The following is a 24,495-nucleotide window of genomic DNA, read 5'->3' as shown; positions in this document are numbered from 1 at the left end:
TTCACATGCCCACAATCGTCCATGAGTTCGACTGGCCCGACCGGGTAGTCGTCGGTACCGTCGGCCTGCCCGGGTCGCGCACATTTTACTTGCAGGTGCGCAGCGGCACCCGCATCGTGAGTATCGCGCTGGAGAAACAGCAGTCGGCGCTTCTCGGCGAAAAGATCGACGAGATTCTCGACCAGTTGATCACCTTAGAGGGCAATCCCTTCAGCATTCCGATCACGACCCCCATCGAGCTCGTCGACAACGACCCGCTCGAACAGCCCGTCGCCGAGGAATTTCGCACCGGGGCGATGAGCCTGGGCTGGGACCCGTCGACGGTGCAGGTCGTGATCGAGGCCTACCCGATCACCGACGATGATGAGGAATTGCTCGATCCGGCAGACGTGGCTGAAATGATGCTGGTGCGCATCCCCGTCGGCACGGCGCGAGCATTCGCGAAACGCACGCGCGAGGTCGTCGGCGCCGGCAGGCCCATGTGCCCCCTCTGCGGTTACCCTGTCGACGCCGATGGGCACACCTGCACCCTGCCCGAAGCCTGATGCCGATTCCCGACCTGATCAACGGTGAGCTGAAGCTCACCGGCCGCATCACGACGGCCTCGAATGCAACGTTCCTGGGGAGCATCGACGGCGCGGTGGTCGTCTACAAACCGGTTGCGGGGGAGCATCCGCTGTGGGATTTTCCGGGCGGCCACCTGGCCAATCGCGAGGTGGCGGCCTACTTGGTGTCGCAGGTCTTCGGCTGGAACGTCGTGCCGCACACCTGGCTGCGCGAGGGCCCGATGGGCGAAGGCATGGTGCAGCTGTGGCAGGAGTCTGACCCCGCGCAGGCCGCCGTCGACCTCGTGGCCTCCGATGCCGTGCCGGATACCGGGTGGCGACACGTTCTCGATGGGCGAGACGAGCACGAACGGATGGTCACCCTCATCCACGAAGACAGCGCGGCGCTACGCCGCATGGCCGTGTTCGACATCGTCGTGAACAATGCCGATCGCAAGGGCGACCACATTCTCGCCATGCCCGACGGTCACCGGCACGGCGTCGACCATGGGCTCACCTTTCATATCGAGCACAAGCTGCGCACCGTGCTGTGGGGCTGGCTCGGCGATGCGCTCACCGACGAGGAACTCGAGGGCATAGACCGGGTGCAGGCCGACCTGAATGGTGCGCTGGGCGCGACCCTTGCTGGCCTTCTGAGCGCCGAAGAAGTTGCTGCGCTCGCGGAACGCTGCGGTCGGTTGCGGTCAGAGGGGGAGTTCCCCGCCCCGAGCGGCGACATGCCCGCCGTGCCCTGGCCCCTGTTCTGAGCCATCTGTGCCACCCTTGATGCATGGATCTTGAGGTATCGCCGGCGCTAACCATTCCCGAGCGCGAACTCGGCTGGCGGTTTTCGCGTTCGTCCGGGCCCGGCGGCCAGCACGTCAACACCTCAGACAGTCGGGTCGAGCTGTCCTGGAACGTCGCCGACTCGACGGTGCTTTCCGATGATGAGCGGATGCTGCTGCTCACCCGCCTGAGTCACCGTCTCGTTTCCGGGGTGGTCACCATCGCCGCGAGCGAGCAGCGCTCCCAGCTGCGCAATCGAGAGATCGCCCTGCGGAAGCTCGCCGATCTGGTGATCGCCGGGCTGGCGGCTGAGCCGCCCGCCCGCCGCGCGACCAAACCCACGAAGGGCTCGGGGCGGCGGCACCTCGCCGCCAAACAGCAGCGTTCGGCCACCAAACAGAACCGCCAGCGTCCCGCGGCCGATTAGGGGCGGCCCACCGGTATCCGCTCGCCGAGAAAGCAACGGCCTCCCGGGACGGTGCCACTTGACCGGTCGGCATCCGCTTGAAGCGGCTACCGCACGAGCAGCATCTGCCGAAAATACGCCGCGAGCTCGTCGGTCGCCGTCAGCGGCAGCACGTTCGCGACGTACTGGTCGGGTCGCACGACCACGATGGCACCGTCGCGGCTGATTCCGCGCAGGGAGAAAATGTCGCGTTCCGGGTCGGTGGCATAGAGCTTTTCGTAGTCGATCAACCCGAACGGGCCGGTTTTGGGCAGAAACACGTCGTCGACCCGGCTGATATCGACCTCGGCGTGGGCCTGCTGGTAGACCACCTTGACGTCGAAGATGCTGTCGATGTCGCTCCCGGCCGGGGTGTGGGCGAGCAGCGGCGAGTCGCCGGAGGTGCGCATCCACTCTGCCCAGGCGGCCAGTTCAACGGATGCGGCGTCGGCAAACGCGTAGACGCGCCAGCGGCCGTCGGCGCGGTGGTGGTGGCCGAGTTCGACCGGGTTGGCGTCACCGACCCGCACCACCGGGGCCGACTTGAAGCGCTTACCGATCGGGAACCCGGTCGCGAGCGACTGGTGGGTCGCCTCGCCGATCAGCATCGACGGCGGATACTGGGTCATGAAGCCGGCCGGAAACTCCGCCGTCTGCGTGTAGAACTCCTCCAGCGGAACCTTGAGGTCTTCCGGCTTGGCGGCCATCAGTGACGACCACTCCTTGTCGAAGTCGATCAGGTTCTTGGCGATGACCTGACGTTCGGCCGAATAGGTGCCGAGCAGGCTGTCGGGGCTGCGCCCGTCGAGCACGTAACCGAGCTTCCAGCCCAGGTTGAAGCCGTCCTGCATCGAGACGTTCATGCCCTGGCCGGCCTTGGCGCTGTGCGTATGGCAGGCGTCACCGAGAATGAAAACACGCGGCGAGCGGATGCCGATCTCCGCCGGCAGCACATCGTCGAAGCGGTCGGTGAGGCGGTGGGCAACCTCGTACACGCTGTGCCAGGCGACGTTTTTCACGTCGAGGGTGTACGGGTGCAGAATGGCGTTCGCCTTCGCGATGATCTGCTCCATCGAGGTCTGGCGCACCGCGCCATTGTCGTCGGGAGCGACTTCGCCGAGGTCAACGTACATGCGAAACAGGTAGCCGCCCTCGCGCGGAATGAGCAGGATGCTTCCGCCGGTTCCGGACTGGATGGCGCACTTGGTGCGAATGTCGGGAAAATCGGTGACGGCGAGTACGTCCATGACGCCCCAGGCGTGGAAGGCCGCGTCACCGGCGAGGGTGCAGCCGATCGAGTCGCGCACAGCGCTGCGGGCACCGTCGGCGCCGACGACGTATTTGGCGTGCACGATGCGTTCCTGGCCCTTGTGGGCGCCGGTGGTGTGCACGAGCGTCACCGTGACGGGGTACTCGCCCTCATTCGTGTTCACGAGGCTGTGAAATTCGAAACCGAAATCCGGGGTCATGCGGGTGGGCGCATTGGCCATCACCTCGGCGAAATAATCCAGTACGCGGGCCTGATTGACGATGAGGTGCGGAAACTCGCTGATGCCGGTCGGGTCGTCGATGGCGCGGGCGGTGCGGATGATGTTGGCCGGGTTGGTGGGGTCGGGCTTCCAGAACGCCATCTCGGTGATGCGGTAGGCCTCGGCGATGATGCGCTCGGCGAAACCGAAGGCCTGAAAGGTTTCGACGCTGCGGGCCTGGATGCCGTCGGCCTGCCCGATCGCCAGGCGGTCGCCGCGGCGTTCGACGATGCGGGTCGTGATGTTCGGAAACTGGGAGACCTGAGCGGCCGTGATCATGCCGGCCGGGCCCGTGCCGACGATGAGAACGTCGACGGTGTCGGGAAGTTCGTCCGGGCGATCGATGCCGACCCCGGCGGCGTCCTGAACGCGGGGATCGGTGGACACGTATCCGTGGTGGTGAAACTGCACGGCTTCCTCACTTCTCTGTGTGGTTCCTCGGTGTGGTCTCGCACGGCGATCAGTCACCGTTCGATAATAGAACACTGTGTTCTATTATCGTTTTCTGAATCATATACGACATTGGGTGATCTACAGGGGCCGGCGGCGTATCCGGCCGAGCATCCCATGAGCGCCTGAGTCTGGTGGAACGCCCGCCACCGCGGTCAACCGACCTTGAGCCAGGCGCGAGTGGTGGGCGCTACTCATCATTCGCGACTCGGTGCCGCGGCGCTAAACCGACGTCAAACTCGAGCTTCCGGGCATCCGCCAAATAATTGGTTGCGGCAGATGGGAAGTACTGGTGCTGGCTCGCCGTAAAAAGGACACACGGGCTAGTGCACGCCTGCCATGGTGGACGCGTCCAAGCCAGATCGCGCGCCCGATATCGTGACCAGGGGCCTGGCACGAATAGCTGGCTAGCCATCCGCTCTTCGTAGGTTGATGATTAGTCTGTGATGGAAGATGCGGAGTCAGCGGGGTTCGGGTTGTGAACCCGGCGGCCCGGCGGGTGCAGCGCGTCTACCTGACCCTGATGCTTGGGAACACGCTCGCGGCGTCGTTCATCTGGGGCATCAACACCCTGTTTCTGCTCGACGCTGGACTGTCGAACTTCGAGGCCTTCGCCGCCAACGCGTTCTTCACCGTGGGCATGGTGATCTTCGAGATTCCGACCGGGGTTGTCGCCGACACCGTCGGGCGTAAGGCGTCCTATCTGCTCGGCACCATCACGCTGGTGGTCACGACCGGGCTGTACTGGATACTCTGGCTCTGGCACGCGCCATTCGTCTGGTGGGCGATCGTGTCGGTGCTGCTCGGACTCGGCTTCACCTTCTTCTCCGGCGCCGTCGAAGCCTGGCTGGTCGATGCCCTCGCCGCGACCGGCTACACCGGCAGCCTCGAGGCCGTGTTCGGCCGCGGCCTCGTGGTGACCGGAATCGCCATGTTCTCCGGCTCCGTGCTCGGCGGGGTGATCGCCCAGGTCACTGACCTCGGGGTGCCGTTCCTGGTGCGTGCCGGGGTGCTCATGCTGATGTTCGTCTTCGCGTACATCGTCATGAAAGACCTCGGCTTCACCCCGGATCGCTCCGCCGGCCCGCTGAAAGCGACCCGCAACGTGCTGACCCAATCGATCGAGCACGGCCTGAAAAAGCGCTCGGTGCGCTACGTGATCTTTTCGGCGCCCTTCGCCGGCGGGGTCGGAATCTATGCGTTCTACGCGCTGCAGCCCTATCTGCTCGAGCTGTACGGCGACCCGACCGCGTATTCCATTGCCGGGCTGGCCGCGGCCGTGCTGTCCCTGGCGCAGGTGGCCGGCGGACTGCTCGCGCCGCGCATCCGCTCACTGTTTAGAAAACGCACCAGCATGGTGTTGGTGACGTCGCTCGTCAGCGTCGGTATCCTGGTCGCGCTCGGCCTGAACAGCCTGTTCTGGCTGGCCGTCTTGCTGTTGGTCGTCTGGGGCTTCGTGTTCGCCGTCGCCGGGCCGGTACGGCAGGCGTATCTCAACGACATGATCCCGTCGAAACAGCGCGCAACCGTGCTGTCGTTCGACTCGCTGTTCGGCAGCCTCGGTGGCGTGTTCATCCAGCCGGCCCTCGGTCGCGCGGCCGACCTGCAGGGCTACGGCACCTCGCTTGTGATCGGCGCCGTCGTCGAGCTCATCGGTCTGCCGTTCCTTCTGGCCAGCCGCCGCCAGCAGGATCCAGCTGACGCCCGCACCATCCAAGCGGATGCGCCGCCGCCCGCCGGCGCTTAGCTCCCGTCGCGCACGTCTTGGAGGAAATTGCGCACGTGCTCGCCCAGGATCACCTCGCCTATTTGCCGATTGGTCGGTCCTCGCTCACCCTGGACGCAGGGGCCGATCCCGTGCGCCTGCTGCTCGTCGGTGGTGAACCACTCGGTGAACAAAATCTGAGGTGGTGGAACTTCGTCGGCCGCAGCGACGAAGAAATCGTCAGCCACCGAGCCCAGTGGCAGACCGAGAGCGGTGCGGCCGACGATGACGCCTGCTTCGACAGGGACGAGCTGCGCTTTGGCGCCTTTCCTGACGGCGAGCCCGTCCTGATCCCCGCGCCGCCACTGCCCACGGTGCGCCTCCGTTTCCGCAGTTAACGGCATGGTCCCTGGTCAAGACCACCATCTCGTGGTTGTCGACAGTGCTGGCTTCGGGAGTGCCGAGTAGGGGAACGCTTAGTTTTGATAATCGTCGTGCGGGTGACCCGGTGTCGGGTCGTCCCCTCTGCGGTGGTCGAGCTGGTCGCGACCGGCATCCCGCGACTCGCCGCCGTCTACGGGACCAGCCACGGGCGGGCACAGCGTCGGCGGGTCGTCCTTCACGCTCTGCGCCCAGGCTGCTCGTTCTGGGTCGACGAACCGCACCCCGCCGCGACGCGGGCTGGTCAGCGCGTCGTAGGCTGCCATCCACATTTCCCCCTGCTCCGGCGGAAACAGCGCATGCAGGGTCACCATGCCGTCGGCCCGCCGCCACAGCGACCAGGTGGTGTCGTCGCGAGCCTGCTTCTCCCGCACCAGAATGCCCGCCGCGTCGAGGTCGTCCTGCCTGCGCCTGGCCCGTTTGTAGGCCTGCTCGGTGTTCATCCCCGGCGCCGCAACGAGCAACACGCGAAGCGCTGCGGCAAGTTTCTCGGCTGCGAATTCGCGGGGCTGGTCGAGCAAGTCGGGGTTGGCGTCACATCATTCACGGTCGACCAAAGGGTTTTCGGCTACAACGGCGTGAAATTCGGCGGCCACGCTGAGTACCTGACCATTGCCGAAGGCGGTCTCGTGGCCGAGATTCCGGCCTCAACGTCGTAGACCAGACCTGCTGTTTCTGAAAAAGATCGGCAACGTCGTCATTCACGTGCAGGACGAGATTTATTTACGCGCGTCCCAGAAACCAGCGTGCACTTCGGCAGCCTCGGCGAGAAGGGTCGGACCGGCCACGGTCACGCTGTTGCCGCCACGGGCGAACACCTCGCGGCAGGGCAGATCCATGGTGGCCTCGCCGTCTTGCCGCGGAACCATCGCCGCGAGCTGTTCTTCGGGCAGCGCATAGACAACGCGGCCGATGCCAGCCCAATAGATCGCTCCCGAACACATGGCGCACGGTTCGGTGCTCGTATACAGGGTGCTCGAGCGCAGGGCGTCCCGGGCGAGCAGCGTCGCCGCGATGCGTACCAGGTTCATCTCGGCGTGCCCGGTCGGATCGCCAAGCGTCACGACGGTGTTCTGACCCTCGATGATGATGTCTTCGCTCGTGACGAGGATCGCTCCGAAGGGGTGGTTGCCCACTTCACGGGAGGCGCGGGCGACTTCGATCGCGTGGCGCAGATGCGCTTCGTCGGAACTGGATACCGTGCTGAGGTCAGTCATGAGAGTCACTTTCTCAATGGGGGAAAGATTCAAGCCTAATCACCCTCGCAGCTACTTTTCGGCGGACTGACGCTCGCGGAAGGCGATCATGTTCATGCGGTTGCCGCAGCGCACACTGCAGAAACGCTTGGACCCGTTGCGGGACAGGTCGAGAACCAGGCCGGTGCAGGCATCCGCTTCGCAGATGCGCAAGCGACCCATTTCGTCGCTGCGGATCACATCGATCAACGCCAGGGCCGCCTCGACGCGCATGCGCTCGCCGAGCGGTGCTTCGGGCACGGTCGCGTGCAGATGCCAGTCCGACACATCGTGACGCGCGAGCTGAGGGAGCGCGCGAGCCTCGCGCAGCATGCGATTGACCTCGATCACCGCGTCGTCGCGGCCCAGGGTCCACACCCGACGGAGTAGGGCTCGAGTCTGCCGTACATTGCGCAGTTCGGCGCCATCCCCGTCGATGCGCCCGGTGAACGGAATCGGGGCGAGCAGCGCGGCGAGATCGGCGAGCGTTTCGAGCTCGTCTCGACCGCTGCGGGAGGCCCCTGCGTCGGTATCGCAGAGCATGACCACGAACTCGAGAGCCTCCTCGGTGTCAGGGGCAAAATGCAAGTTGACTCCTAATGCACTCGGTCGTACTGTCAGTGGTGTAAAGCAGTTTAGACCATGACAGAAGGGCGCCTCCGTGAAGCTGACGTCGATCCCCGGCGGCCTCGCCGTCGCGGTGCTCTCGGCCGTCTCGTTCGGCACCTCCGGCGCGCTCGTCAAGCCCCTGCTCGAGGCCGGATGGTCGCCGGCCGCCGCCGTCACGGTTCGCGCCTTCACCGCCGGACTCGTGCTGCTGCCCCTGGCCGTCATGGCTTTGCGGGGGCGCTGGGCCGCCCTATGGCTCGGGCGCTGGAGGGTACTCGGCATGGGCATCGTCGGCGTCGCGTGCACCCAACTCGCCTACTTCGCCGCCATTTCGACCATCCCGGTCTCGACCGCGCTGCTCATCGAATTTCTAGCCCCGCTCATTCTGGTCGGCGTCGCCTGGGCCGTTTCCAAGCGGATGCCCCGCCCGGCCGTGTTCCTCGGCTCGGCCCTCGCAGTCGGCGGCCTTGTGCTGGTGATCGGGCCCGGAGCGATCCAGACGGTCAATCCGATCGGCCTGACCTTCGCGTTTCTCGCCGCGATTGGCTGCGCCGCCTACTTCTTCATTGCCGCGCGCCCGGACCGCGACCTGCCGGCCGTCGCGCTCGCGGCCTTCGGCCTGATCGTTGGCGGCTTCATTCTCGGTCTGCTCGGGGTTACCGGCTTGCTGCCGATCACGGCAACCTTTGGCGACCTGCCGCTGTTCGGCGCGCTGGCGCCGTGGTGGGTGCCGCTGGTGCTGCTCGTGCTCGTCAGCACCGCCGTCGCGTATAGCACCGGAATCACTGCGGCCGGCGTGCTCGGCTCCCGGCTCGCGTCCTTCATCGGACTGCTCGAGGTCGTCTTCGCCTCGCTGTTCGCGTGGCTGCTGCTCGGCGAGCAGCTCAGCCCGCTGCAGTTACTCGGCGGGCTGCTGATCCTCGGTGGAATCGCTGCGGTGCGGTCCGAGCGCGCCGAGGCCCTGCCATCAATAGCGCCGCTCCATCACGACACCGCGGCCGCCGCCTCCGGGGAGGCGACGGCCGCGGCATCCACTCACTGAGTCGTTAGCCGCCGAACGCGACGACGTGGCGCTCGGAACCGTACCGGACATGCGGGAGACTGGACCCATGTCCGATCTCACCCTGCGCGGCGGCGTCGGCAGCCGCATTGACAGCGAGATCGAGGTTAAACGGTCCCGGTTTCTGTGCCGTCTGGTGCGCACCGAAACCGAGGACGGCGCGCACGCTGCCGTCGACGAAGCCCGCTCGGAGCACTGGAAGGCTCGCCACCACTGCTCGGCGTTGGTGCTTGGTCCGGGCGGTGCTCCCGACCAGATACGCCGCTCGAATGATGACGGTGAGCCGTCGGGAACGGCGGGCCGGCCCATTCTCGAGGCGCTGGCGGGGCGTGGCTTCGTCGACTGTGTGGCCGTTGTCACGCGCTATTTCGGCGGCACCCTGCTCGGTGCCGGCGGCCTCGTGCGCGCCTACTCCGAAGCCGTTCTGACCACGATCGACTCGGCGCACTCCCGGGGGCTCGTCGTGGGGCGTGATCGCCGCGAACTGTTCACGCTTGCGCTGTCCCATGCGGATGCCGGTCGTATCGAGGCCGAGCTGCGCCAGCGGGGCGTGCTCGTGCTCGGCACAGACTACGGTCGCGAAGCGGTGCTCCGGCTGGCCGATGATGACCCCGAACGGCTCGCCGCGGTCGTGGCGGGGGTGACGGCCGGAAGCGCCGAACTCGAGTCGGTCGGCCACGAATGGGTCGACGTCCCGGCATGACCATGCCATTCGATCCGGCTTGCGGCCGGGACTGCTGGCGTCAGGCGAGGCCGGCGTCGTGGATGCAACGGGCGATGTGCACCCGGTTGGCCGAGTCCAGTTTCGTGAACAGATGACCGACGTGGGTCTTAACCGTCGCGACGCCCATGAACAGCTCGGCGGCGATCTCGGCGTTGGACAGCCCACGCCCGATCGCGATCGCCACCTCGGTTTCGCGTTCGGTGAGTCGACCGAGCAAGGCTTGGGCGCGCTGCTGCCGGTCGTCCGGCGCACGAATCACCCTCGCGATGAGCTGTGCAGTGACGCTCGGGGAAAGCATCGGGTCCCCGTTTGCTACCCGGCGTATGGCGGCGACGAGCTCGGCCGGTGGCGTGTCCTTCAGAAGAAAACCCGCTGCACCGTGCCGCAGCGCGGTGAGCACCATATCGTCCGTGTCGAAGGTCGTCAGCACGATCACCCTGGCCGGATCGCCGCGCTCCTGCAGGGCACGGGTGGCCGCAAGACCATCCATCCGTGGCATACGGATATCCATGAGTACCACGTCGGGCGCCTCTCGGCCGATGAGTTCCAGCGCCGCGAGCCCGTCACCGGCCTCCCCGACGATCTCGATCGCCGGGTCTCCGCCGAGGATCAGGCGCAGGCCGGTTCGCACCAAGGCGTCGTCGTCGGCGAGCACAATACGCACGGTCAGGTCCATGGCAACCATGCTTGCAGAAGAAACGAGCCATCCGGTTCGATGCCGTGCCTTATCCGGCCGCCAGCGAGTTCGGCGCGTTCCTGCAAACCGATCAGGCCGACGCCGCTCCCGGTTGCGTCGGTCCAGCGTGACCGAATGCTGGGGGTGGCGACTTCATTGCGCACTTCGAGGTGCAGCAGGTCTTCGATGCGCTCGAGCCGGAGGGTGACCGGCTGACCCGGCGCGTGTTTACGCGAGTTTGTGAGTGCCTCCTGCACGAAGCGATAGGCGGTGCGGGACACGGTTTGAGACGGCCCCGGCGTTACCTGGTCTGAACCGGCCAAACCGGGGGCATCCGTTTCATCGAGTGTCACCCTTGTGCCAGCCTCGCGCGCCTCGGCCAGCAGTGCAGGAAGGTCAGCCAGCGTCGGCTGGGCCGGTTCGGGTTGCCCCGCCACAGTAGTGGCTTGCCCGCCGCGCAACACGCCGAGCACCTGCCGCAGCTCGGTCAGGGCGAGGTGGGCGTTGTCCTGGATGATGCCGGCTGCCTGCGCCGTCTCCTCCCGGGTGAGGTCGGTTCGATACGTCAATGCGCCAGCGTGCAGGGCGAGTAGGGAAATGCGGTGCGCGAGTACGTCGTGCATTTCGCGGGCGATGCGAGTGCGCTCGGCGTCGCGGGCTGACGCGGCGCGAAGTGTCTGCTCTCGTTCGGCGTTTAGGGCACGCTCGCGGAGGGTGGCCAGCAGGTCGCGGCGCGCTCCGATGTAGAACCCGGTGGCCACGCAAATGGCGTAGATGGCGATCGCCAGACCACCGGATGCCCACGGCACCGGATACAGAGTGGGATCGGCCAGGCTCGCCCGCACGATCACCTCGTAGAAGACGGTGGCCAGGCCCCAGATTACGCCGACGACAATGACGCCTTTCCAGCGGCGCCGGGTGCTCATCGAAATTGCAGCCCAGATGGCCGCCGCGAACGAGGACGCCGACACGGCCGACAGCGCAGCGGTCACGGCGGCGATCAATACCGGGTGCCGGCGACGCAGCGGGAGCAGGCACAGCGCGACTGCGCCGAGGACGAAGTCCAGAAGGATCAGACCGCCGAGCAGATTTTCCGACACCTGGGCGTCGGAGAATGCCCCCGAATAGTCGGCGAACACCAGAACCAGGATGACAAAGGAAGCCAGGGCGGTCGCGAGGTACCGCCAGATGCGCGACCAGGGCCGCAGTCGCGGAGCCTGTCCGGAGTCGATCGCGTTGGTTTCGGTGGGAGGAGGCCGGGGGATCATTCTCCCCAGCGTACGGTCGTGCTTCCAGCCCGGCCTCCACCCGTGGTCTGCTTCGCCTGCAACTAAAAGTAGAGACGACGAAGGCCCCGGGGCTGATCCGCCCGTGCGGGGCCACCGCAACCATGGAGGAATGATCAACGCAGAACAAACTCGCGAAGCCCTGGAACGGAGTAGGTCATGATCCTGGGAATTATGGTCGTCTGTGAAATTGGGTTCTGGGCTGTCATCGTGCTCGGATTGTTCACCCGCTACATCCTGAAAACACCGCGCGTTTAAAACACCGCGGGTTTAAAACACCGCGCGTCTAAAACTCCGTGCTTCGGTCTCGCCCTGCTCTCGATGGCTCCCGTCATCGACCTCGTGCTCCTCATCACGACCGCCGTGCATCTTCGGTCGGGGGCCGAGGCGGAGTGGGCCACCGACCGCGGAAATACTGGAATTAGCTCGACCACGGTACACATTCGCCTCGCGCCGCGTAACGTTGGACAGCCCACCAGAAAGCCGCACGATGACGCACAGCCCGACGCACAGCCCGACGAACACCCCCGACACCGGCCTGAGCGCCGCGAGCACCGAGGCCCTGAGCGTGCGCGCCCTGTACGAAATTCTCGAACAGCGATTCAACGGCAAGACCTGGTCGCTGAACGAAATGGCGATCGGATACACCAACGATGTCGGCTACATCGGCCGCCTGCTGCTCGCCCACGACGGAACCTGGCCGATCGACGGAGAGGCGACCGCCGAACTGACGCACAAGCTGGCGGAATCGCTCTGGTGGACCTTCGTGCCGGCCAGCAAGCTCGACATTGATATCGACCAGGCGTTCAGTGAGACCATGAGCACTATTCGCACCAACCTGGAAGCCACGATCGAACGAACCGCGCTTTAGGGAAACATTCCTGCGCCTCAAGCGTTGGGTTTCACATGAAGACGATTGTGTATAGCGAAACCGGTGACCCGTCCGTGCTCCACTTGGTTGATCGGCCGGTGAGTGAGCCCGGAGCCGGCGAAGTGCGCGTGCGAATCGCGGTGGGCGGGGTGAATCCGACCGACTGGAAGTCGCGCCGTGGCGCGCGCCCGGGGGAATCCCTCGCGTTCCCTGACGTGGTCCCGAACCAGGACGGTTCCGGGCTCGTCGACGCGGTCGGCTCCGGTGTCTCGAATGTGGCCGTCGGCGATCGCGTCTGGCTCGCCCTCGCCGCCTACCAGCGGGCCGCCGGCGGAACCGCCCAGGAGTACGCCGTGCTCCCGGCAGAACGCGTCTTTCTGCTGCCCTCCTCGGCGAGTTTTGACCAGGGCGCGTGCCTTGGTGTGCCAGCGATCACCGCTTACCGGGCGCTCACTGTCGCCGAGGATGGACCGCGGCGGCTGCATCCCGGCGCGCTCGACGGCAGGATCGTGCTCGTCGCGGGTGGTGCAGGCGCCGTCGGCCATGCCGCCATCCAGCTCGCCCGCTGGGCAGGAGCGACCGTGATCACGACGGTGAGCGGGCCGCCCAAGGCAGAGCTCGCGGCGGCAGCCGGCGCACACCATGTGCTTACCTACACCGCCCCCGATGTCGCCGCTGAAATCCGAGCCATCGCACCCGACGGCGTCGACCTCATCGTCGAGGTAGCCCCGGCCCAGAACTCCGAACTCGACCTGGCGGTCATCCGCAACCGCGGATCGATCGCCGTCTACGCCAACAACGGCGGCGACCAGATGACCCTCGACGTGCGTAAACACTTCAGTCTCAACGTGCGCTACCAGTTCGTCCTGCTCTACACAGTGGGCATCGAGGTCGTGCAGCAGGCCGCTGCCGCCATCAACGAAGCCCTCGTTGACGGCGCTTTGCCCGTCGGATCGGATGCGGGACTGCCGCTGCACCGCTTCGAACTGGCCCACACCGCGGATGCCCACGCCCTCGTCGAAAGCGGGGTCACCGGAAAGGTGCTCATCGACGTATCGCGGGCCTGACAGCGCGAAAGCCCCCTCGCCGCGAACGGTGAGGGGGCTTTCGAGTTCAGACTCTAGTACTCGCGGCGCGGAGCGCGCGGCGGGCGGTCGCCCTGCTCGGCGGAGCGTGAGGCTCCGCCCTTGTCGGCACGCAGCTCGATCAGCTTGCCGCTGATGCGGGTGTTCTCCAGCTTGGAGAACACGTCGCCCGCGAGGTCAGCGGGAAGCTCGACCAGGGAGAACTCCGGCAGAATCTTGATGTGGCCGAAGTCGTCGCGGCTCAGGCCACCCTCGTTGGCGAGGGCGCCGACGATCTGACGCGGCTCCACCTTGTGACGCTTGCCGACCTCGATGCGGTACTGGGCCATCGGCTTGCCGCTGGAGCGAATCGGGCGTTCGCTGCGCACCGGACGATCGTCGCGGGCGCCGTAGCTGCCCCGATCGTCCCGGCCGCCACGGTCGTCGCGACCAAAACGGTCTGAGCGGTCGGGTCGGTCCGACCGACCGCCACGCTCGGGACGATCGCCGCGCTGCTCGGAGCGTTCGACCCGCTCGTCGCGTTCGAGGCGCTGCTGGGCGCGAACATCCTCGGCTGAGAGCAGCAGGGGCGTCTCGCCCTGTCCGACGACGGCGAGGGCCGCAGCCACATCGACCTCGGGCACGTCGTGGTGCGACACGTAGTGCGCGATGATGTCGCGGAACTTGCTGATCCGGTCGGTCTCGTCGAGCGCCGCGGTGATGGCGTCGTCGAAGCGCGTCAGGCGCGTCACGTTGACGTCCTCAACGCTCGGCAGCTGCATCTGGGTCAGCGGCTGGCGGGTGGCCTTCTCGATCGCGGAGAGCAGGCGACGTTCGCGCGGCGTGACGAAGCTGATCGCTGCGCCCGAGCGGCCAGCACGGCCGGTACGGCCGATGCGGTGCACATACGACTCGGTGTCAATCGGAATGTCGTAGTTGACCACGTGGCTGATGCGCTCGACGTCGAGGCCGCGAGCGGCGACATCCGTTGCGACGAGAATGTCGAGCTTGCCGCTCTTGAGCTGGTTGATGGTGCGTTCGCGCTGCACCTGCTGCACGTCACCGTTGATCGCCATGGCGGAATAACCGCGCGCACGCAGCTTCTCGGCCAGCAACTCGGTCTCGTTCTTGGTGCGGGCGAAGATGATCATGCCCTCGAAGTTCTCAACCTCGAGAATGCGGGTGAGCGCATCGAGCTTCTGCGGGTACGACACCATCAGGTAGCGCTGGGTGGTGTTCGCGCTGGTCGTGGTCTTGCTCTTGACCGTGATCTCTTCGGGATCGTGCAGGTACTTCTTGGAAATGCGGCGAATCTGAGCCGGCATCGTGGCCGAGAACAGTGCGACCTGCTTGTCGTCGGGGGTATCGGCGAGAATCGTCTCGATGTCCTCGACGAAGCCCATGTTCAGCATCTCGTCGGCCTCATCGAGCACCAAGAACTTCAGCTCTGAGAGGTCGAGGGTGCCCTTGGCGAGGTGGTCCATGATGCGACCGGGAGTACCGACGACGATGTGCACCCCACGGCGCAGGGCCGACAGCTGCTGGCCGTAGCCCTGTCCGCCGTAGACCGGCAGCACGTGCACGCCGCGCATGTGGGCGGCGTACTTCTCGAACGCCTCACAGACCTGCAGCGCGAGCTCACGCGTGGGCGCAAGCACGAGGGCCTGCGGGTTCTTTTGGGACAGGTCGAGCCGGTTCAGAATCGGCAGCGCGAACGCGGCCGTCTTACCGGTGCCGGTCTGGGCGAGTCCGACAACGTCGCGGCCCTCCAGCAGCGGGGGAATAGTGGCGGCCTGAATGGCCGAGGGGGTTTCGTAGCCGACGGCTTTGAGCGCCTTGAGCATGGCGTCATTGAGTCCGAGATCGGCAAATGTCTTGGTTGCAGTGGCAGTTTCTGCCTCGTTCTGCGCTGTGGTGTCTGGTGCGGTCATACTACCAACGGTAGTCGAAGACAGGGCCCCCGGTGTAAAGGCTCGTCGACGACCCCTAAAGCGGATGCCCGGGGCCGCACCATCCGCTTTCTTCCGCCGACGTCTGCTCGTCTGGGCCATCCGGACCGCGGCCAACGGGGTCGGTATCGGACCGGTCTGGAAACGGTCGACGGCGGTCACCCCGGGGCGAGTTCACAGCACGGGCGCCTCTGTGAGACTGGACCCATGGAACAACGCGTGAACTTCATTACCCTGGCCACGAGCGACCTCGAGGCCGTTCGCACGTTTTATCGCGACGGCCTCGGCTGGACGCCGCTCGTGGACGTTCCCGGTGAGATCGTGTTCTTCCAGGTCGGACCCGGCCTGATGCTTGGGCTCTTCGATGCCGAGAAATTCGACGCAGACCTGCAACGCGAACACACGACCACCGGCGCGACCGGCGTCACCCTCTCGCACAACCTCGACAGCCGGGACGAAGTCACCACAACGGTTGCGGCGATGGCGGCCGCCGGCGGTACCGTACTGAAACCCGCTCAGGACGGCGCGTTCGGCGGCATCTTCCACGGCCACGTCGCCGACCCGAACGGCGTCATCTGGGAGATCGCGCACAACCCCGGCTGGCACGTCGACGACGATGGAACCGTCTCGTTCGGCTAGGGCCTAAGCCTTCAGGAACGCGATTGCCGCCTCGCGGAAGGCGCGTGACGTTGGCGCGTTGAAGTGATTGCGGCCCGGAATCTCAAAGAAGCCACCGTTCGGCGTTACCTCGGCCAGCGCGCGCGACGCATCGAGAATGCTGTCTTCGCTTCCGGTCGCAAACAGCAGTGACTGCTCTGGGGCGTTCGCGGCTCCGGGCTGCGGGCCGCCGCGCATACCCTCGACGAGGGCGACGAGGGCCGCGAGATCGTTGCCCGGCAACGCCTTCGCCATCGTGAGGTAGGCGCCGGTGAGCCGGTCGGTGACGTCGACTCCGTGTTCGAGGTGGGCGCGGGCATCCGCTATCTGAAAGCGTTTGAGCGGGTCACCGTCGGGGATGCCGCCAAGAACGGCGTGCGTGATGCGGCCGCCGAGATCGCGGGCGGCCTGCCAGCCGACCCGTGCACCGAGTGAGTAGCCGACGTAGCGCACCTCGGTGAGCAGGTACGCGTCGAGTACGGCTTCGACGTCGGCGACGAGCAGCTCCATCGTGTACGCGTCGGGGGAGTGCGGCTTGTCGCTGGCGCCGTGGCCGCGCTGGTCGATGCCGATCACGTGAAAGCCAGCCCGGGTCAGGTCACGGGTCCATCCCGTGGCGTGCCAGTTGGCGATCGCACTCGAGGCGAAGCCGTGCACGACGAACACGGTCGGGTGCTCCGGGTCGCCGAGCTCGTAGGTGGCGAGCTGCACGCCGTCCGGCGACAGAACGAAAAGGTGCTCGGGGGCGGTTCGGTGCGACATTCCCCCATTTCACCACGGATGCCGCGGCCCTGGTTCCCCAGAGCCGCCCGGACTAGTGAGTTCTCGCCGACGTCCCATCGATCCAGACTCGTACCCGCGCGTCACGCATATTCTAATAAATAATATAGATAAGTAAACAATACGTTTACTCAAAAATATATTGTTTTAGTTATGGATCTTTCTGCGAATCCCTTTAGGCCTGGTGCTGGAAGATTTCCGCCGGTACTTGCTGGTCGGGCCGCCCTCCTAAGCGAATTCCGAACCCGGCTCTACCAGGCGCGAGAATCCGGCGAGGGGGAACGACCTTGGATTCTCTCCGGGCTCCGCGGAGTGGGTAAGACCGTTTTGCTCAATCAGCTGGGACGTGATGCGGCCGATCTCAAGCTCATCTTCGTTAAGGTTGAAGCCTCGAGGAGTCAACCCTTGGCCGCCGCATTGGCCAAGGAACTGTACTTGGCTCTGCGCCGTCTCCTCTTGACTTCAGACCGTGCTCGGGCGCTGTGGTCGAGAGCTGCAAGTGTTCTGCGTTCGTTCCAAGTGCGGGTTGACCCGTCTGGCACCTACTCCTTCGCATTCGACATCGAACCCGAGCGCGGTGTTGCCGACAGCGGAGATTTGGCCGTTGACCTGCAGGAGCTGTTGGAAACTGTCGGACTGGCCGCCCGTGAAGCAAACTCGGTTCTCCTTTTGGCAGTCGATGAACTTCAAGAAGCATCAACCGAGGACCTCGCCGCGCTGAATGTTGCCCTGCACAACCTCGGGCAGGATGTATTTCCCGTCCCGGTCGTCTTTGTCGGAGCCGGGCTACCTTCCCTCCCCGCGGTGCTCGCCGATGCGACGAGCTACGCGGAGCGGCTCTACGATTACCGACAGATCGGACTGCTGGACACGGCCGCAACCATGGACGCGCTCACTGGCCCCGCACGCGCTCACGGAGTCGCGTGGGATGTCGATGCCCTGGACTCCGCGGTGACAGCCACCGGTGGGTACCCCTATTTCATCCAAGCGTGCGGAAGTCATGTGTGGTCCGTTCGGGCAACAGACATTATCAGCCTGGACGATGCCCGAATCGGCATTGAGGCGGCACGAATTGAGGTTGAACAGGGGCTCTACCAATCGAGATGGGGACGAGCGACCCCCACCCAGCGTGCCTTTATGTCGGCGATGGCAGCCGATGACGATGCCCCCTCGTCCATGGCCGAACTCGTCACCAGGCTTCAAAAAAAGCGCACCACCGATCTTTCCGTCAACCGTCGAGACCTGATCCGAAGTGGGCACATTTACACGCCCGAACGGGGTTATGTCGCCTTTACAGTGCCCGGCATGTCCGGTTTCATCGTCCGACAAAGCGACTAACCGTTTCGTTGATGCCGGCGCGCCGATTCCCCGGATTCGCTCGGACTGCCCTATTCGCAGTGGTGCGCGAAGACTATTCTGGGCGACAAACAGGCCGTCCACGCCCGGTGGGTCGCGTGCTGCGGAACGCCCTGCCACTGGCCCTCCAGCATCAAGGACAAGCCCATGTCTATGACCATGAATGCGCTGCAAATCAAGTCGTTCGATACCCCGGACGAACGGCGCGCGCCGGAGAAGACCGTTCTGGGAGTGAACCACTTCAGGCCGTATACGATCGGCCGCATGACGATGCAGCCTGGCTGGAGTTGGTCCGAGTGCATCCAACCCGTGGTGCACACCGATTCCTGCCAGCTGGTCCACGTCGGCTATGCCATTTCGGGAACGCTCGAGACCGTGCTCGATGACGGCACCACGGCCACCATCACGGCCGGTGACGCCTATCCGATCCCGTCGGGACACAACGCGCGGGTAGTCGGTGACGAGCCGTTCATTGGCATCGAGTTTGAGTGCGCCGGGGTGTTTGGCGTGCCAACGAGCTGACCCAGCGTGTTCACCGATCGAGCGGATGCCGGGCGCCAGCTGGCCGCCCGGCTCGAGTACCTGCGACCCAGCGACCCCGTCGTCGTCGGCTTGCCGCGCGGGGGAGTGCCAGTGGCGTTCGAAGTGGCGGGGGCGCTGCACGCTCCGTTGGACGTCATCGTGGTGCGCAAGCTCGGCGCCCCGATGGATCCTGAGGTGGCCATGGGCGCCATCGGCGAGGACGGTGTGCGGGTGCTCAACGACGACGTCCTCCTGTAGGTTGGCGTGAGGGCGGCAGCCCTGAGCACGGTCGAACAGCGGGAACGGGCACAACTCGAAGCCAGGGAAACCCTGTTTCGTGGCGGTCGGGAGCGGGTCGCGCTCCAGGGTCGGGTGGTGATCATCGTGGATGACGGCATCGCAACGGGTGCCACCGCGCGAGTCGCCTGTCAGGTGGCTCGACGGCTCGGCGCTTTCCGGGTGGTGGTGGCAGCCCCCGGTTATGCTGGAGACACATTTTAGCGAGCGGGAGCACTCAGTGAACGAGAACACATCCGGGCCCAGCCCGCAGGTCATCGAGGGCGTTTTCGACCTCGCCCGCGACGGCCTGACCGGTCCGCTGGGTGAAATGCTCGACGCCGGGGTGCCCATCAATATGGTCAACCCGCGCGGAGACACGCTGTTGATCGTCGCGGCCTATCAGCAGCACCCCGAGACCGTCGCTGACCTGCTTCGCCGCGGGGCGGACGCATCCGCAATTAATGCGATGGGCCAAACCGCCATCTCGTGCGCGGTCTTTCGCAACAATGAGGCGATTCTGCGATTGCTCCTGGAAGCGGATGCCGACCCTCGCCTCGGCACACACAGTGGCGTCGCCATCGCCGACCAGTTCGGGCTGCCGCGCATGCGCGAGATCATCGAGTCGTACCCGCGCGACTGAAAGCCAGGAAGGGCGCCTCCCGAAGGGGAGACGCCCTGGCTGCTAAGCGGTTTGGTTAGCGGCCGAGTCCGAGATCGCCGAGAACGTCGTTGACGATCGAGTCGACCGAGCCGTCGATGTCACCGCTGTCGATGTCGCCGCCATCAACGCCATCGATGTCGGTGCCGTTACCGGCGTCGACCGGAGCCTCGATCGGTGCTACCACGTCGGTGCCGTTCCCGACGGATGCGTCATTGCCGACCTCGTTGCCCGAGGCGACATCGCCGATGTCGTTCGTGAGCGAGTCGTCAATGAGCGGGCCGTTGACGACGCCACCGTTCAAGGTGCCACCGTTGCCGACGCCGCCGACGGAGGTGTCGTTGCCGAGCACACCGTTGCCCGTTGCCTCGTTGCCGGAGAGGTTGAACAGGCCACCGATGATGTCCAGGCGGTTCTGTTCGGAGGAGTTGTCGGTGCTCGTGCTCGTCGTGGTGCTCGTGCTGTCGCCGGTGAAGGCCTGCGCGGGAGCGACGAAACCACCGATGATGAGAGCGGATGCCGCGGCGCCGGTGATTCCCAGCGCCGTGATCTTGCGAACGTTCGTGTGCTTCGTGATCGTGTTCATGAGAGCTCCTAATCGTTGTTCTGTTCCAGCCTCGAGTTGTTTTCGGGCCGCACAGATGGTCCGGAGCCCCGGCGATCCGGGTTTGGTTGACTCCCCCACAACGGGGGCCGTGAACCGTACGGCACACTCATGTTGCGACCGCAGATCGCCGCGACGAGCGGCATCCACTCGCCGTCGCGGCAAAACCTGAGAAGACGCTGGCAGCCGCACTCTGAAAGAGAGGAAGTGTCGGAAGCGGCAGCAGGCAGGATGGCAGCACCTGCGGTGGCTCAACTCCCAAGTGGCCCGGTGGCAGGCGGTTCGGTCGGTCCAGCCAGGCGAGCACCTGCGGTACGCATATGCGTCACCATTGCGGTGGCGGCCGCTTCGGAATCACCCGCGGCGATAGTCTCATAGACGGCGGTGTGTTCCACAATGGCCAATCTTGCGTGCTCGTTGTCTTGAACAGACCGGTCCGACCAGACACGCAGGAGCGAGCGGATGTTCTGCAGCAGATCCAGAAGTGCCGTGTTGTCGGTGCTCTGCGCCAGTTCCAGATGAAACTGGAGATCAGCCTCGACGAACGCCGAGAGGTCGGATGCGGACAGTCGCATTTTCTCCAGATGGCCGTGCAGACGCGCGATCGCAGCGGGGGGCATCCGTTCGGTGGCGCGGTCGGCGTCTGCGGATCCGACGTTCATTTCTGGCATGATGGTCGTCTTGGCGACTGGATCGTTGATGAGCCCCTCGTCCTCGGACACGAATCGGGCGGTCGAATTGTTGCCGTCGGGCGAGCCATCGACCCGGAACGGGTGGGTCAACGTGTGTCCATTCTCGAGCCCCTGTCGGTAGCGATCGCCACCGCCCAAAAGGGCCGCATAACCATCGGTACCCGTGTTCTCATCACCGGTGCCGGTCCGATCCGCATCATCACCGCGCAGGTCGCTCGTGCCTATGGGACCAGCGAGATCATCATCTCGGATGTGAGCCCCGCACGCCGAGCGCAAGCGCTGCTCGTTGGTGCGACCCGAGCAATCGATCCACTTGTCGAAGACATCGCGACGCTTGGACTCGCGGTGGACGTATTTGTGGATGCCTCGGGTGCAGCGAGCGCCGTACAATCGGGCCTGCGAGCCGTTCGCGCCGGGGGAATCGTCGTGCTCGTCAGAATGGGCGCGGGGGAAATTGCCCTGCCGATTTCCGTCATCCAGAACCGTGAACTCATCGTCACGGGCATCTTTCGGTACGCCAACACCTGGCCGACGGCCATCGACTTGGTGAGTCGAGGCCTCGTTGATCTGGATTCCCTCGTCACCGGCCATTTCGACCTCGACCAGGTTGACGCCGCCCTACGTTCGACGACACAACCGGGTGTTCTGAAATCCATCGTGACCCCCAACCCGACCGCGCGATGACGGCGGCACCTGAGCGACCGGTGCTCCTGCCGAGCAACCAGCCAGCGAACCGGTTCTACGCCGGTGGGCCAAAAATTCGCGCCTTCCGGCACGAGGAAGGAAGCATCGATCATGTTCCCGAAGATTGGGTTGCATCGACCACGACGATTTTCGGTGAAAAGGACATTGGGCTGACCGAGCTTCCAACCGGGGAACGACTCCGCGACGCTGTTCTCGGTGACCCGGTCGGTTGGTTGGGCCGTGACCACCATACACAGTTCGGTGCCGGTGTCTTTATCGTTGAGGTGCAGGAGCCCGAAGACATGTCCGTGCTGCTGGAGTGGAAAGGCTTTGCGTTCGATGGGCCGCGGCACGGTCAGCTCGGGATTGGCGTCGAGAAAGCTTTGGAGGCGACCGACCGTCAGGGGTGGTCGTTGGCGGAGCTCGAAACGCTCCTCGTGCACGCTGGCACCGGCGCGCACACCCTGGTGCCGCAGGCCGGATCCTACTTTCGTGCGGAATACAGGTCGGTAGCGGGGAGACCGTGCTGGAGGCAGGCGTCAGCATTCTCGTGATCCTCTCGGGGAGCGGGCAGCTCACCGCGGCGAACGGGTCCCACGCCGTTCTCGCGCCGGGGCTCACGATTCTCACGCCGCACAACATCGGTGAGCTCACCATAACCGGTGAGCTGACGCTGCTGCGGTGTCATCCGCCGATGCCCGATCAGGCGCGATAATCAGATCTCATCCGAGGAGCAGCGGCGGCGTCAGCCGAGTAGGTCGACCACGCGGTCGCGCAGCAGGTTGCTGCGCTCGGTGAAGCTGCGCTGCCGGCGCACGTACTCGGCCTTGCCCGCGGCAGTTTCGACCGCTACCGGCTCATAGCCCCAGGCGCTCAGGTCGTAGGGGGAGGCCTCCATGTCGAGCTGGCGGATGTCGCGCGCAAGCTCGAAGGCGTCCAGCAGGACCTCGCCGGGAACCAGGGGGCCGAGCTTGATCACCCACTTGTAGATGTCCATGCCGGCGTGCAGGCAGCCCGGCTGCTCCAGCACCGGCTGGTTCTCCCGCGACGGTTGCAGCTGATTAAGTGGCAGGGCCGCCGGGGTGAAGAACCGAAACGCGTCGAAGTGGCTGCAGGCCACGCGGTTGCCGTCGACGACGGCGTCGGTGTCGCTCTGGCTGAGGCGCAGCGGCGCGACGTGCCGGTGCTCACCCTGGCGGTAGACCATCGCCCACTCGTGCAGTCCGAAACAGCCGAAGTGGGCTGGCCGCTGCCGGGTCGCGGTGAGGAGTGTTCCGATGAAGCGGATGACGCGCTCATTTTTTGCGGAGAAGGCGGCGGCATCCACCTGGCTGGCGCTGCCCGTGCTGCGGTACCACTTCCACGTTGCGCGGGGCAGATCGGCCGCGCCCTGGAGCAGCACGCCGGCGCCGGGATGCCAGCGGCGCAGCAGGCCCGGGCGAAATGGATAGTACGTGAACAGAAAATCGTCGACCGGATGTGTCTGGCCGGTTGCCGCGCGCTCTCGGCGGCCGCGAGTGAAGGCGTCGGCGCGTTCCTCGTGAACCTGCTCGCGGCCCCGCCACTCGTCGGTCTCGAGCTCCTGGGTCTGGTCAGTACGTCGCACCCGTCGACACTACGCCGTCAACCCTGAAGATGCTGGCTGCCCAGGCCGACGGCGGGCAGCAGGACGACTGGCGTTGGAACTTCTACATCAACGTCGTCATCACCGTGGTCGCTATTGTCGGCGCGGCGGTCTTCGTCAGCCACGTCACGCGCACGGGCCCGCGACCGAAGCTCGATATTCCCGGAACCCTGCTGGTCTCCGGAGGCCTATTCGGTCTGGTCTACGGATTCTCCAATGCGGAGACCGACGGTGGGACTTCATCCTGACCTGGGGCACGCTTGTGGTGGCCGGGATTCTGCTGGTCGCGTTCGTGCTTCGGCAACGCAAGGCGGCGCATCCTCTTCTGCCAATGGCCATCGTGCTGGAACGCAACCGCGCGGCCGCCTACATTTCGATTCTCATCTCTGGTGCGGGTATATTCGGCGTCTTCCTGTTCGTGACCTACTTTCTGCAGACCTCACTGCAGTATTCGCCGATGCAGACCGGTCTGTCGTTCCTGCCGATGATCGCCATGCTCGTGCTGGCCGCGCAGCTGTCGACGAACATTTTCGTGCCTCGATTCGGGCCCAAGGTACTGGTGCCGATCGGCATGGCCCGCGGCGCGATCGGCATGGTGTATCTCACACACCTCGATTTGAACAGCGTCTACGCGGTCGATGTGCTGCCGCCGCTGATGATCATCGGGCTTGCGATGGGAACGATCATGCCCGCCTCCATGCAGACCGCGACGCTCGGCGTCGACGGCCAATTCGCGGGGGTCGCCTCGGCGATGGTCAACACCAGCCAGCAGATCGGCGGTTCCCTCGGAACGGCGTTGCCTAATACCCTCGCCGCCACTGCGGCCACCAACTACGTCGCCGATCACCTGCCCGCAACGGCCGCGGTTGCCGCCCAGGCTGCTGTTGACGGCTATGCCGTGGCTGACTGGTGGGGTGCAGGGTTCTTCTTGGACGGTGCGATCATCGCGGCCTTGCTGTTTCGTCGCATCGGGCACGGCATCTCGCTCCGCCACTGACCTTTGTAGAAAGCGGATGCCTCTGTCGAGGCGCGAAGAACGAGTGATCGAGACCCACGTCAGGAATCTCGATCAGCGGTAGGCTTACTTTTCCCAGTGGGGTTTCTCGGCTGGGGTGGCGGCGCGGTTTTGGCCGGCGGGGCGCCAGGTTTGGGTGGGGTCGAAGATGAGGGGTCCGCGGACCCAGGGGCGTCCGTGTCGCATGTCGATGTTCCATCCGGATGTTTCGATGCTGGCATGCGCGGCGTTGCAGATGAGAACGGCGTT

33 protein-coding genes are annotated in these 24,495 nt (G+C 65.4%); 21 read left to right on the top strand and 12 right to left on the bottom strand.

Annotated elements, in window-relative coordinates:
• The first annotated feature begins 5 nt into the window (after positions 1–5).
• The 3 genes from E3O11_RS03305 to arfB are packed head-to-tail and all read left to right on the top strand — an operon-like array spanning position 6 to position 1,758.
• Positions 6–545 (top strand): DUF3090 domain-containing protein, encoded by a 540-nt coding sequence (locus E3O11_RS03305; protein ID WP_092451492.1) that lies wholly within the window; start codon positions 6–8, stop codon positions 543–545.
• On the top strand, positions 545–1,312 hold the full coding sequence (locus tag E3O11_RS03300) for an SCO1664 family protein (protein ID WP_092451494.1): 768 nt from the start codon (positions 545–547) through the stop codon (positions 1,310–1,312). Before E3O11_RS03305 ends, E3O11_RS03300 begins: the two co-directional genes overlap by 1 nt.
• 23 nt (positions 1,313–1,335) lie before the next feature.
• A complete protein-coding gene (arfB, locus tag E3O11_RS03295; RefSeq protein WP_092451496.1) occupies positions 1,336–1,758 on the top strand; it encodes an alternative ribosome rescue aminoacyl-tRNA hydrolase ArfB in 423 nt (140 codons plus the stop codon).
• Positions 1,759–1,844: 86 nt separating this feature from the next.
• Here the strand turns inward: arfB and E3O11_RS03290 are convergent, their stop codons facing one another.
• On the bottom strand, positions 1,845–3,716 hold the full coding sequence (locus E3O11_RS03290) for an FAD-binding monooxygenase (RefSeq protein WP_092451498.1): 1,872 nt from the start codon (positions 3,714–3,716) through the stop codon (positions 1,845–1,847).
• Positions 3,717–4,233: 517 nt separating this feature from the next.
• Here E3O11_RS03290 and E3O11_RS03285 point away from each other — a divergent pair.
• Positions 4,234–5,502 carry an MFS transporter gene (locus E3O11_RS03285; protein ID WP_092451500.1) on the top strand — a complete coding sequence of 423 codons (1,269 nt, stop codon included), beginning with the start codon at positions 4,234–4,236 and terminating at the stop codon, positions 5,500–5,502.
• Between the two features lie 35 nt (positions 5,503–5,537).
• Positions 5,538–5,858 (top strand): pirin-like C-terminal cupin domain-containing protein, encoded by a 321-nt coding sequence (locus E3O11_RS03280; RefSeq protein WP_241994625.1) that lies wholly within the window; start codon positions 5,538–5,540, stop codon positions 5,856–5,858.
• A 78-nt stretch (positions 5,859–5,936) separates the two neighbouring features.
• Here E3O11_RS03280 and E3O11_RS17490 read toward each other — a convergent pair whose 3' ends face one another.
• Entirely contained in the window at positions 5,937–6,422 is a 486-nt protein-coding gene (locus E3O11_RS17490) for a hypothetical protein (protein WP_166787472.1), read from the bottom strand.
• Between E3O11_RS17490 and E3O11_RS18650 the strand changes: the two genes are divergently transcribed.
• A complete protein-coding gene (locus tag E3O11_RS18650) occupies positions 6,303–6,560 on the top strand; it encodes an alcohol dehydrogenase catalytic domain-containing protein (protein WP_422386448.1) in 258 nt (85 codons plus the stop codon). The genes E3O11_RS17490 and E3O11_RS18650 overlap by 120 nt on opposite strands.
• 60 nt (positions 6,561–6,620) lie before the next feature.
• Here E3O11_RS18650 and E3O11_RS03265 read toward each other — a convergent pair whose 3' ends face one another.
• Both E3O11_RS03265 and E3O11_RS03260 read right to left on the bottom strand, forming a co-directional pair.
• Positions 6,621–7,118, bottom strand: a complete 498-nt coding sequence (locus E3O11_RS03265; protein ID WP_092451508.1) for a nucleoside deaminase — start codon at positions 7,116–7,118, stop codon at positions 6,621–6,623.
• A gap of 51 nt (positions 7,119–7,169) precedes the next feature.
• The gene (locus tag E3O11_RS03260; RefSeq protein WP_170851583.1) at positions 7,170–7,724 is read right to left on the bottom strand and encodes a CGNR zinc finger domain-containing protein; all 555 of its coding nucleotides are present in this window, start codon (positions 7,722–7,724) and stop codon (positions 7,170–7,172) included.
• Between the two features lie 73 nt (positions 7,725–7,797).
• On the opposite strand from E3O11_RS03260, the gene E3O11_RS03255 reads away from it, so the two are divergent.
• On the top strand, positions 7,798–8,787 hold the full coding sequence (locus E3O11_RS03255; protein ID WP_092451510.1) for an EamA family transporter: 990 nt from the start codon (positions 7,798–7,800) through the stop codon (positions 8,785–8,787).
• A 67-nt stretch (positions 8,788–8,854) separates the two neighbouring features.
• Positions 8,855–9,508: an IMPACT family protein gene (locus E3O11_RS03250; RefSeq protein WP_092451512.1), complete on the top strand. Its 654-nt coding sequence runs from the start codon at positions 8,855–8,857 to the stop codon at positions 9,506–9,508.
• A 40-nt stretch (positions 9,509–9,548) separates the two neighbouring features.
• On the opposite strand, the gene E3O11_RS03245 is transcribed toward E3O11_RS03250, so the two are convergent.
• Together E3O11_RS03245 and E3O11_RS03240 are read right to left on the bottom strand one after the other, a co-directional pair.
• Entirely contained in the window at positions 9,549–10,214 is a 666-nt protein-coding gene (locus E3O11_RS03245; RefSeq protein WP_241994624.1) for a response regulator, read from the bottom strand.
• Positions 10,196–11,473 (bottom strand): sensor histidine kinase, encoded by a 1,278-nt coding sequence (locus E3O11_RS03240; protein ID WP_092451514.1) that lies wholly within the window; start codon positions 11,471–11,473, stop codon positions 10,196–10,198. The genes E3O11_RS03245 and E3O11_RS03240 overlap by 19 nt, the downstream gene beginning before the upstream one ends.
• A gap of 508 nt (positions 11,474–11,981) precedes the next feature.
• On the opposite strand from E3O11_RS03240, the gene E3O11_RS03235 reads away from it, so the two are divergent.
• Together E3O11_RS03235 and E3O11_RS03230 are read left to right on the top strand one after the other, a co-directional pair.
• Positions 11,982–12,362 carry a nucleoside triphosphate pyrophosphohydrolase family protein gene (locus E3O11_RS03235; RefSeq protein ID WP_241994623.1) on the top strand — a complete coding sequence of 127 codons (381 nt, stop codon included), beginning with the start codon at positions 11,982–11,984 and terminating at the stop codon, positions 12,360–12,362.
• A gap of 35 nt (positions 12,363–12,397) precedes the next feature.
• A complete protein-coding gene (locus E3O11_RS03230) occupies positions 12,398–13,429 on the top strand; it encodes an NADPH:quinone reductase (protein WP_092451516.1) in 1,032 nt (343 codons plus the stop codon).
• Between the two features lie 53 nt (positions 13,430–13,482).
• Here E3O11_RS03230 and E3O11_RS03225 read toward each other — a convergent pair whose 3' ends face one another.
• On the bottom strand, positions 13,483–15,357 hold the full coding sequence (locus E3O11_RS03225; protein ID WP_092451518.1) for a DEAD/DEAH box helicase: 1,875 nt from the start codon (positions 15,355–15,357) through the stop codon (positions 13,483–13,485).
• Positions 15,358–15,582: 225 nt separating this feature from the next.
• Here E3O11_RS03225 and E3O11_RS03220 point away from each other — a divergent pair, with 225 nt between their 5' ends.
• On the top strand, positions 15,583–16,014 hold the full coding sequence (locus E3O11_RS03220; protein WP_092451521.1) for a VOC family protein: 432 nt from the start codon (positions 15,583–15,585) through the stop codon (positions 16,012–16,014).
• A gap of 3 nt (positions 16,015–16,017) precedes the next feature.
• Here E3O11_RS03220 and E3O11_RS03215 read toward each other — a convergent pair whose 3' ends face one another.
• Positions 16,018–16,794 (bottom strand): alpha/beta fold hydrolase, encoded by a 777-nt coding sequence (locus E3O11_RS03215; RefSeq protein ID WP_092451523.1) that lies wholly within the window; start codon positions 16,792–16,794, stop codon positions 16,018–16,020.
• A 171-nt stretch (positions 16,795–16,965) separates the two neighbouring features.
• On the opposite strand from E3O11_RS03215, the gene E3O11_RS03210 reads away from it, so the two are divergent.
• The 5 genes from E3O11_RS03210 to E3O11_RS03195 all read left to right on the top strand — a co-directional run bounded on the left by E3O11_RS03210 (position 16,966) and on the right by E3O11_RS03195 (position 19,609).
• Positions 16,966–18,150, top strand: a complete 1,185-nt coding sequence (locus E3O11_RS03210; protein ID WP_092451525.1) for an ATP-binding protein — start codon at positions 16,966–16,968, stop codon at positions 18,148–18,150.
• Positions 18,151–18,315: 165 nt separating this feature from the next.
• Positions 18,316–18,690, top strand: coding sequence for a cupin domain-containing protein (locus E3O11_RS03205; RefSeq protein ID WP_307725697.1), 375 nt, complete (start codon positions 18,316–18,318; stop codon positions 18,688–18,690).
• A gap of 6 nt (positions 18,691–18,696) precedes the next feature.
• The gene (locus E3O11_RS18540; RefSeq protein ID WP_307725698.1) at positions 18,697–18,948 is read left to right on the top strand and encodes a phosphoribosyltransferase family protein; all 252 of its coding nucleotides are present in this window, start codon (positions 18,697–18,699) and stop codon (positions 18,946–18,948) included.
• Between the two features lie 6 nt (positions 18,949–18,954).
• Positions 18,955–19,191, top strand: a complete 237-nt coding sequence (locus E3O11_RS18535; protein ID WP_307725699.1) for a hypothetical protein — start codon at positions 18,955–18,957, stop codon at positions 19,189–19,191.
• A 16-nt stretch (positions 19,192–19,207) separates the two neighbouring features.
• Positions 19,208–19,609, top strand: coding sequence for an ankyrin repeat domain-containing protein (locus E3O11_RS03195; protein WP_198415535.1), 402 nt, complete (start codon positions 19,208–19,210; stop codon positions 19,607–19,609).
• A gap of 55 nt (positions 19,610–19,664) precedes the next feature.
• Here E3O11_RS03195 and E3O11_RS03190 read toward each other — a convergent pair whose 3' ends face one another.
• Complete coding sequence (locus tag E3O11_RS03190; RefSeq protein WP_092451531.1) at positions 19,665–20,213, bottom strand: hypothetical protein; 549 nt, start codon at positions 20,211–20,213, stop codon at positions 19,665–19,667.
• A gap of 269 nt (positions 20,214–20,482) precedes the next feature.
• Positions 20,483–21,013 carry a FadR/GntR family transcriptional regulator gene (locus E3O11_RS18000; RefSeq protein ID WP_241991067.1) on the bottom strand — a complete coding sequence of 177 codons (531 nt, stop codon included), beginning with the start codon at positions 21,011–21,013 and terminating at the stop codon, positions 20,483–20,485.
• Between E3O11_RS18000 and E3O11_RS03180 the strand changes: the two genes are divergently transcribed.
• From E3O11_RS03180 to E3O11_RS03170, 3 genes are read left to right on the top strand one after another with little or no spacing between them, the layout of a single operon-like run.
• A complete protein-coding gene (locus tag E3O11_RS03180) occupies positions 20,924–21,607 on the top strand; it encodes a zinc-binding dehydrogenase (RefSeq protein ID WP_241991080.1) in 684 nt (227 codons plus the stop codon). The two genes, E3O11_RS18000 and E3O11_RS03180, sit on opposite strands and share 90 nt — an antisense overlap.
• Positions 21,604–22,161 carry a cupin domain-containing protein gene (locus tag E3O11_RS03175; protein WP_092451537.1) on the top strand — a complete coding sequence of 186 codons (558 nt, stop codon included), beginning with the start codon at positions 21,604–21,606 and terminating at the stop codon, positions 22,159–22,161. Before E3O11_RS03180 ends, E3O11_RS03175 begins: the two co-directional genes overlap by 4 nt.
• On the top strand, positions 22,131–22,322 hold the full coding sequence (locus E3O11_RS03170; protein ID WP_134477934.1) for a hypothetical protein: 192 nt from the start codon (positions 22,131–22,133) through the stop codon (positions 22,320–22,322). Before E3O11_RS03175 ends, E3O11_RS03170 begins: the two co-directional genes overlap by 31 nt.
• Before the next feature lie 30 nt (positions 22,323–22,352).
• On the opposite strand, the gene E3O11_RS03165 is transcribed toward E3O11_RS03170, so the two are convergent.
• Positions 22,353–23,213: a 3-methyladenine DNA glycosylase gene (locus E3O11_RS03165; protein WP_092451539.1), complete on the bottom strand. Its 861-nt coding sequence runs from the start codon at positions 23,211–23,213 to the stop codon at positions 22,353–22,355.
• A gap of 29 nt (positions 23,214–23,242) precedes the next feature.
• Here E3O11_RS03165 and E3O11_RS17995 point away from each other — a divergent pair, with 29 nt between their 5' ends.
• Together E3O11_RS17995 and E3O11_RS03160 are read left to right on the top strand one after the other, a co-directional pair.
• Entirely contained in the window at positions 23,243–23,479 is a 237-nt protein-coding gene (locus E3O11_RS17995) for a hypothetical protein (RefSeq protein ID WP_241991068.1), read from the top strand.
• 17 nt (positions 23,480–23,496) lie between these two features.
• A complete protein-coding gene (locus E3O11_RS03160; RefSeq protein WP_241994622.1) occupies positions 23,497–24,228 on the top strand; it encodes an MFS transporter in 732 nt (243 codons plus the stop codon).
• 84 nt (positions 24,229–24,312) lie between these two features.
• Here the strand turns inward: E3O11_RS03160 and E3O11_RS17925 are convergent.
• Positions 24,313–24,495 (bottom strand): hypothetical protein (locus E3O11_RS17925; protein ID WP_206750974.1); only part of this gene is annotated, 183 nt, incomplete at its 5' end.

Source organism: Cryobacterium levicorallinum, assembly GCF_004402405.1.
In the GTDB taxonomy this organism is placed as follows: Bacteria; Actinomycetota; Actinomycetes; order Actinomycetales; family Microbacteriaceae; genus Cryobacterium; species Cryobacterium levicorallinum.
The sequence above is the reverse complement of the archived record's forward strand: the minus strand, read 5'-3'. Positions and strand labels throughout refer to the sequence as shown.

Coding starts and splice junctions, on each gene's coding strand:
- E3O11_RS03305 (WP_092451492.1), top strand. CDS start 6: ATGCCCACAATCGTCCATGAGTTCGACTGGCCCGACCGGGTAGTCGTC.
- E3O11_RS03300 (WP_092451494.1), top strand. CDS start 545: ATGCCGATTCCCGACCTGATCAACGGTGAGCTGAAGCTCACCGGCCGC.
- arfB (WP_092451496.1), top strand. CDS start 1,336: ATGGATCTTGAGGTATCGCCGGCGCTAACCATTCCCGAGCGCGAACTC.
- E3O11_RS03265 (WP_092451508.1), bottom strand. CDS start 7,118: ATGACTGACCTCAGCACGGTATCCAGTTCCGACGAAGCGCATCTGCGC.
- E3O11_RS03250 (WP_092451512.1), top strand. CDS start 8,855: ATGTCCGATCTCACCCTGCGCGGCGGCGTCGGCAGCCGCATTGACAGC.
- E3O11_RS03245 (WP_241994624.1), bottom strand. CDS start 10,214: ATGGTTGCCATGGACCTGACCGTGCGTATTGTGCTCGCCGACGACGAC.
- E3O11_RS03240 (WP_092451514.1), bottom strand. CDS start 11,473: ATGATCCCCCGGCCTCCTCCCACCGAAACCAACGCGATCGACTCCGGA.
- E3O11_RS03235 (WP_241994623.1), top strand. CDS start 11,982: ATGACGCACAGCCCGACGCACAGCCCGACGAACACCCCCGACACCGGC.
- E3O11_RS03230 (WP_092451516.1), top strand. CDS start 12,398: ATGAAGACGATTGTGTATAGCGAAACCGGTGACCCGTCCGTGCTCCAC.
- E3O11_RS03225 (WP_092451518.1), bottom strand. CDS start 15,357: ATGACCGCACCAGACACCACAGCGCAGAACGAGGCAGAAACTGCCACT.
- E3O11_RS03220 (WP_092451521.1), top strand. CDS start 15,583: ATGGAACAACGCGTGAACTTCATTACCCTGGCCACGAGCGACCTCGAG.
- E3O11_RS03215 (WP_092451523.1), bottom strand. CDS start 16,794: ATGTCGCACCGAACCGCCCCCGAGCACCTTTTCGTTCTGTCGCCGGAC.
- E3O11_RS03210 (WP_092451525.1), top strand. CDS start 16,966: ATGGATCTTTCTGCGAATCCCTTTAGGCCTGGTGCTGGAAGATTTCCG.
- E3O11_RS03205 (WP_307725697.1), top strand. CDS start 18,316: ATGTCTATGACCATGAATGCGCTGCAAATCAAGTCGTTCGATACCCCG.
- E3O11_RS03190 (WP_092451531.1), bottom strand. CDS start 20,213: ATGAACACGATCACGAAGCACACGAACGTTCGCAAGATCACGGCGCTG.
- E3O11_RS03175 (WP_092451537.1), top strand. CDS start 21,604: ATGACGGCGGCACCTGAGCGACCGGTGCTCCTGCCGAGCAACCAGCCA.
- E3O11_RS17995 (WP_241991068.1), top strand. CDS start 23,243: ATGCTGGCTGCCCAGGCCGACGGCGGGCAGCAGGACGACTGGCGTTGG.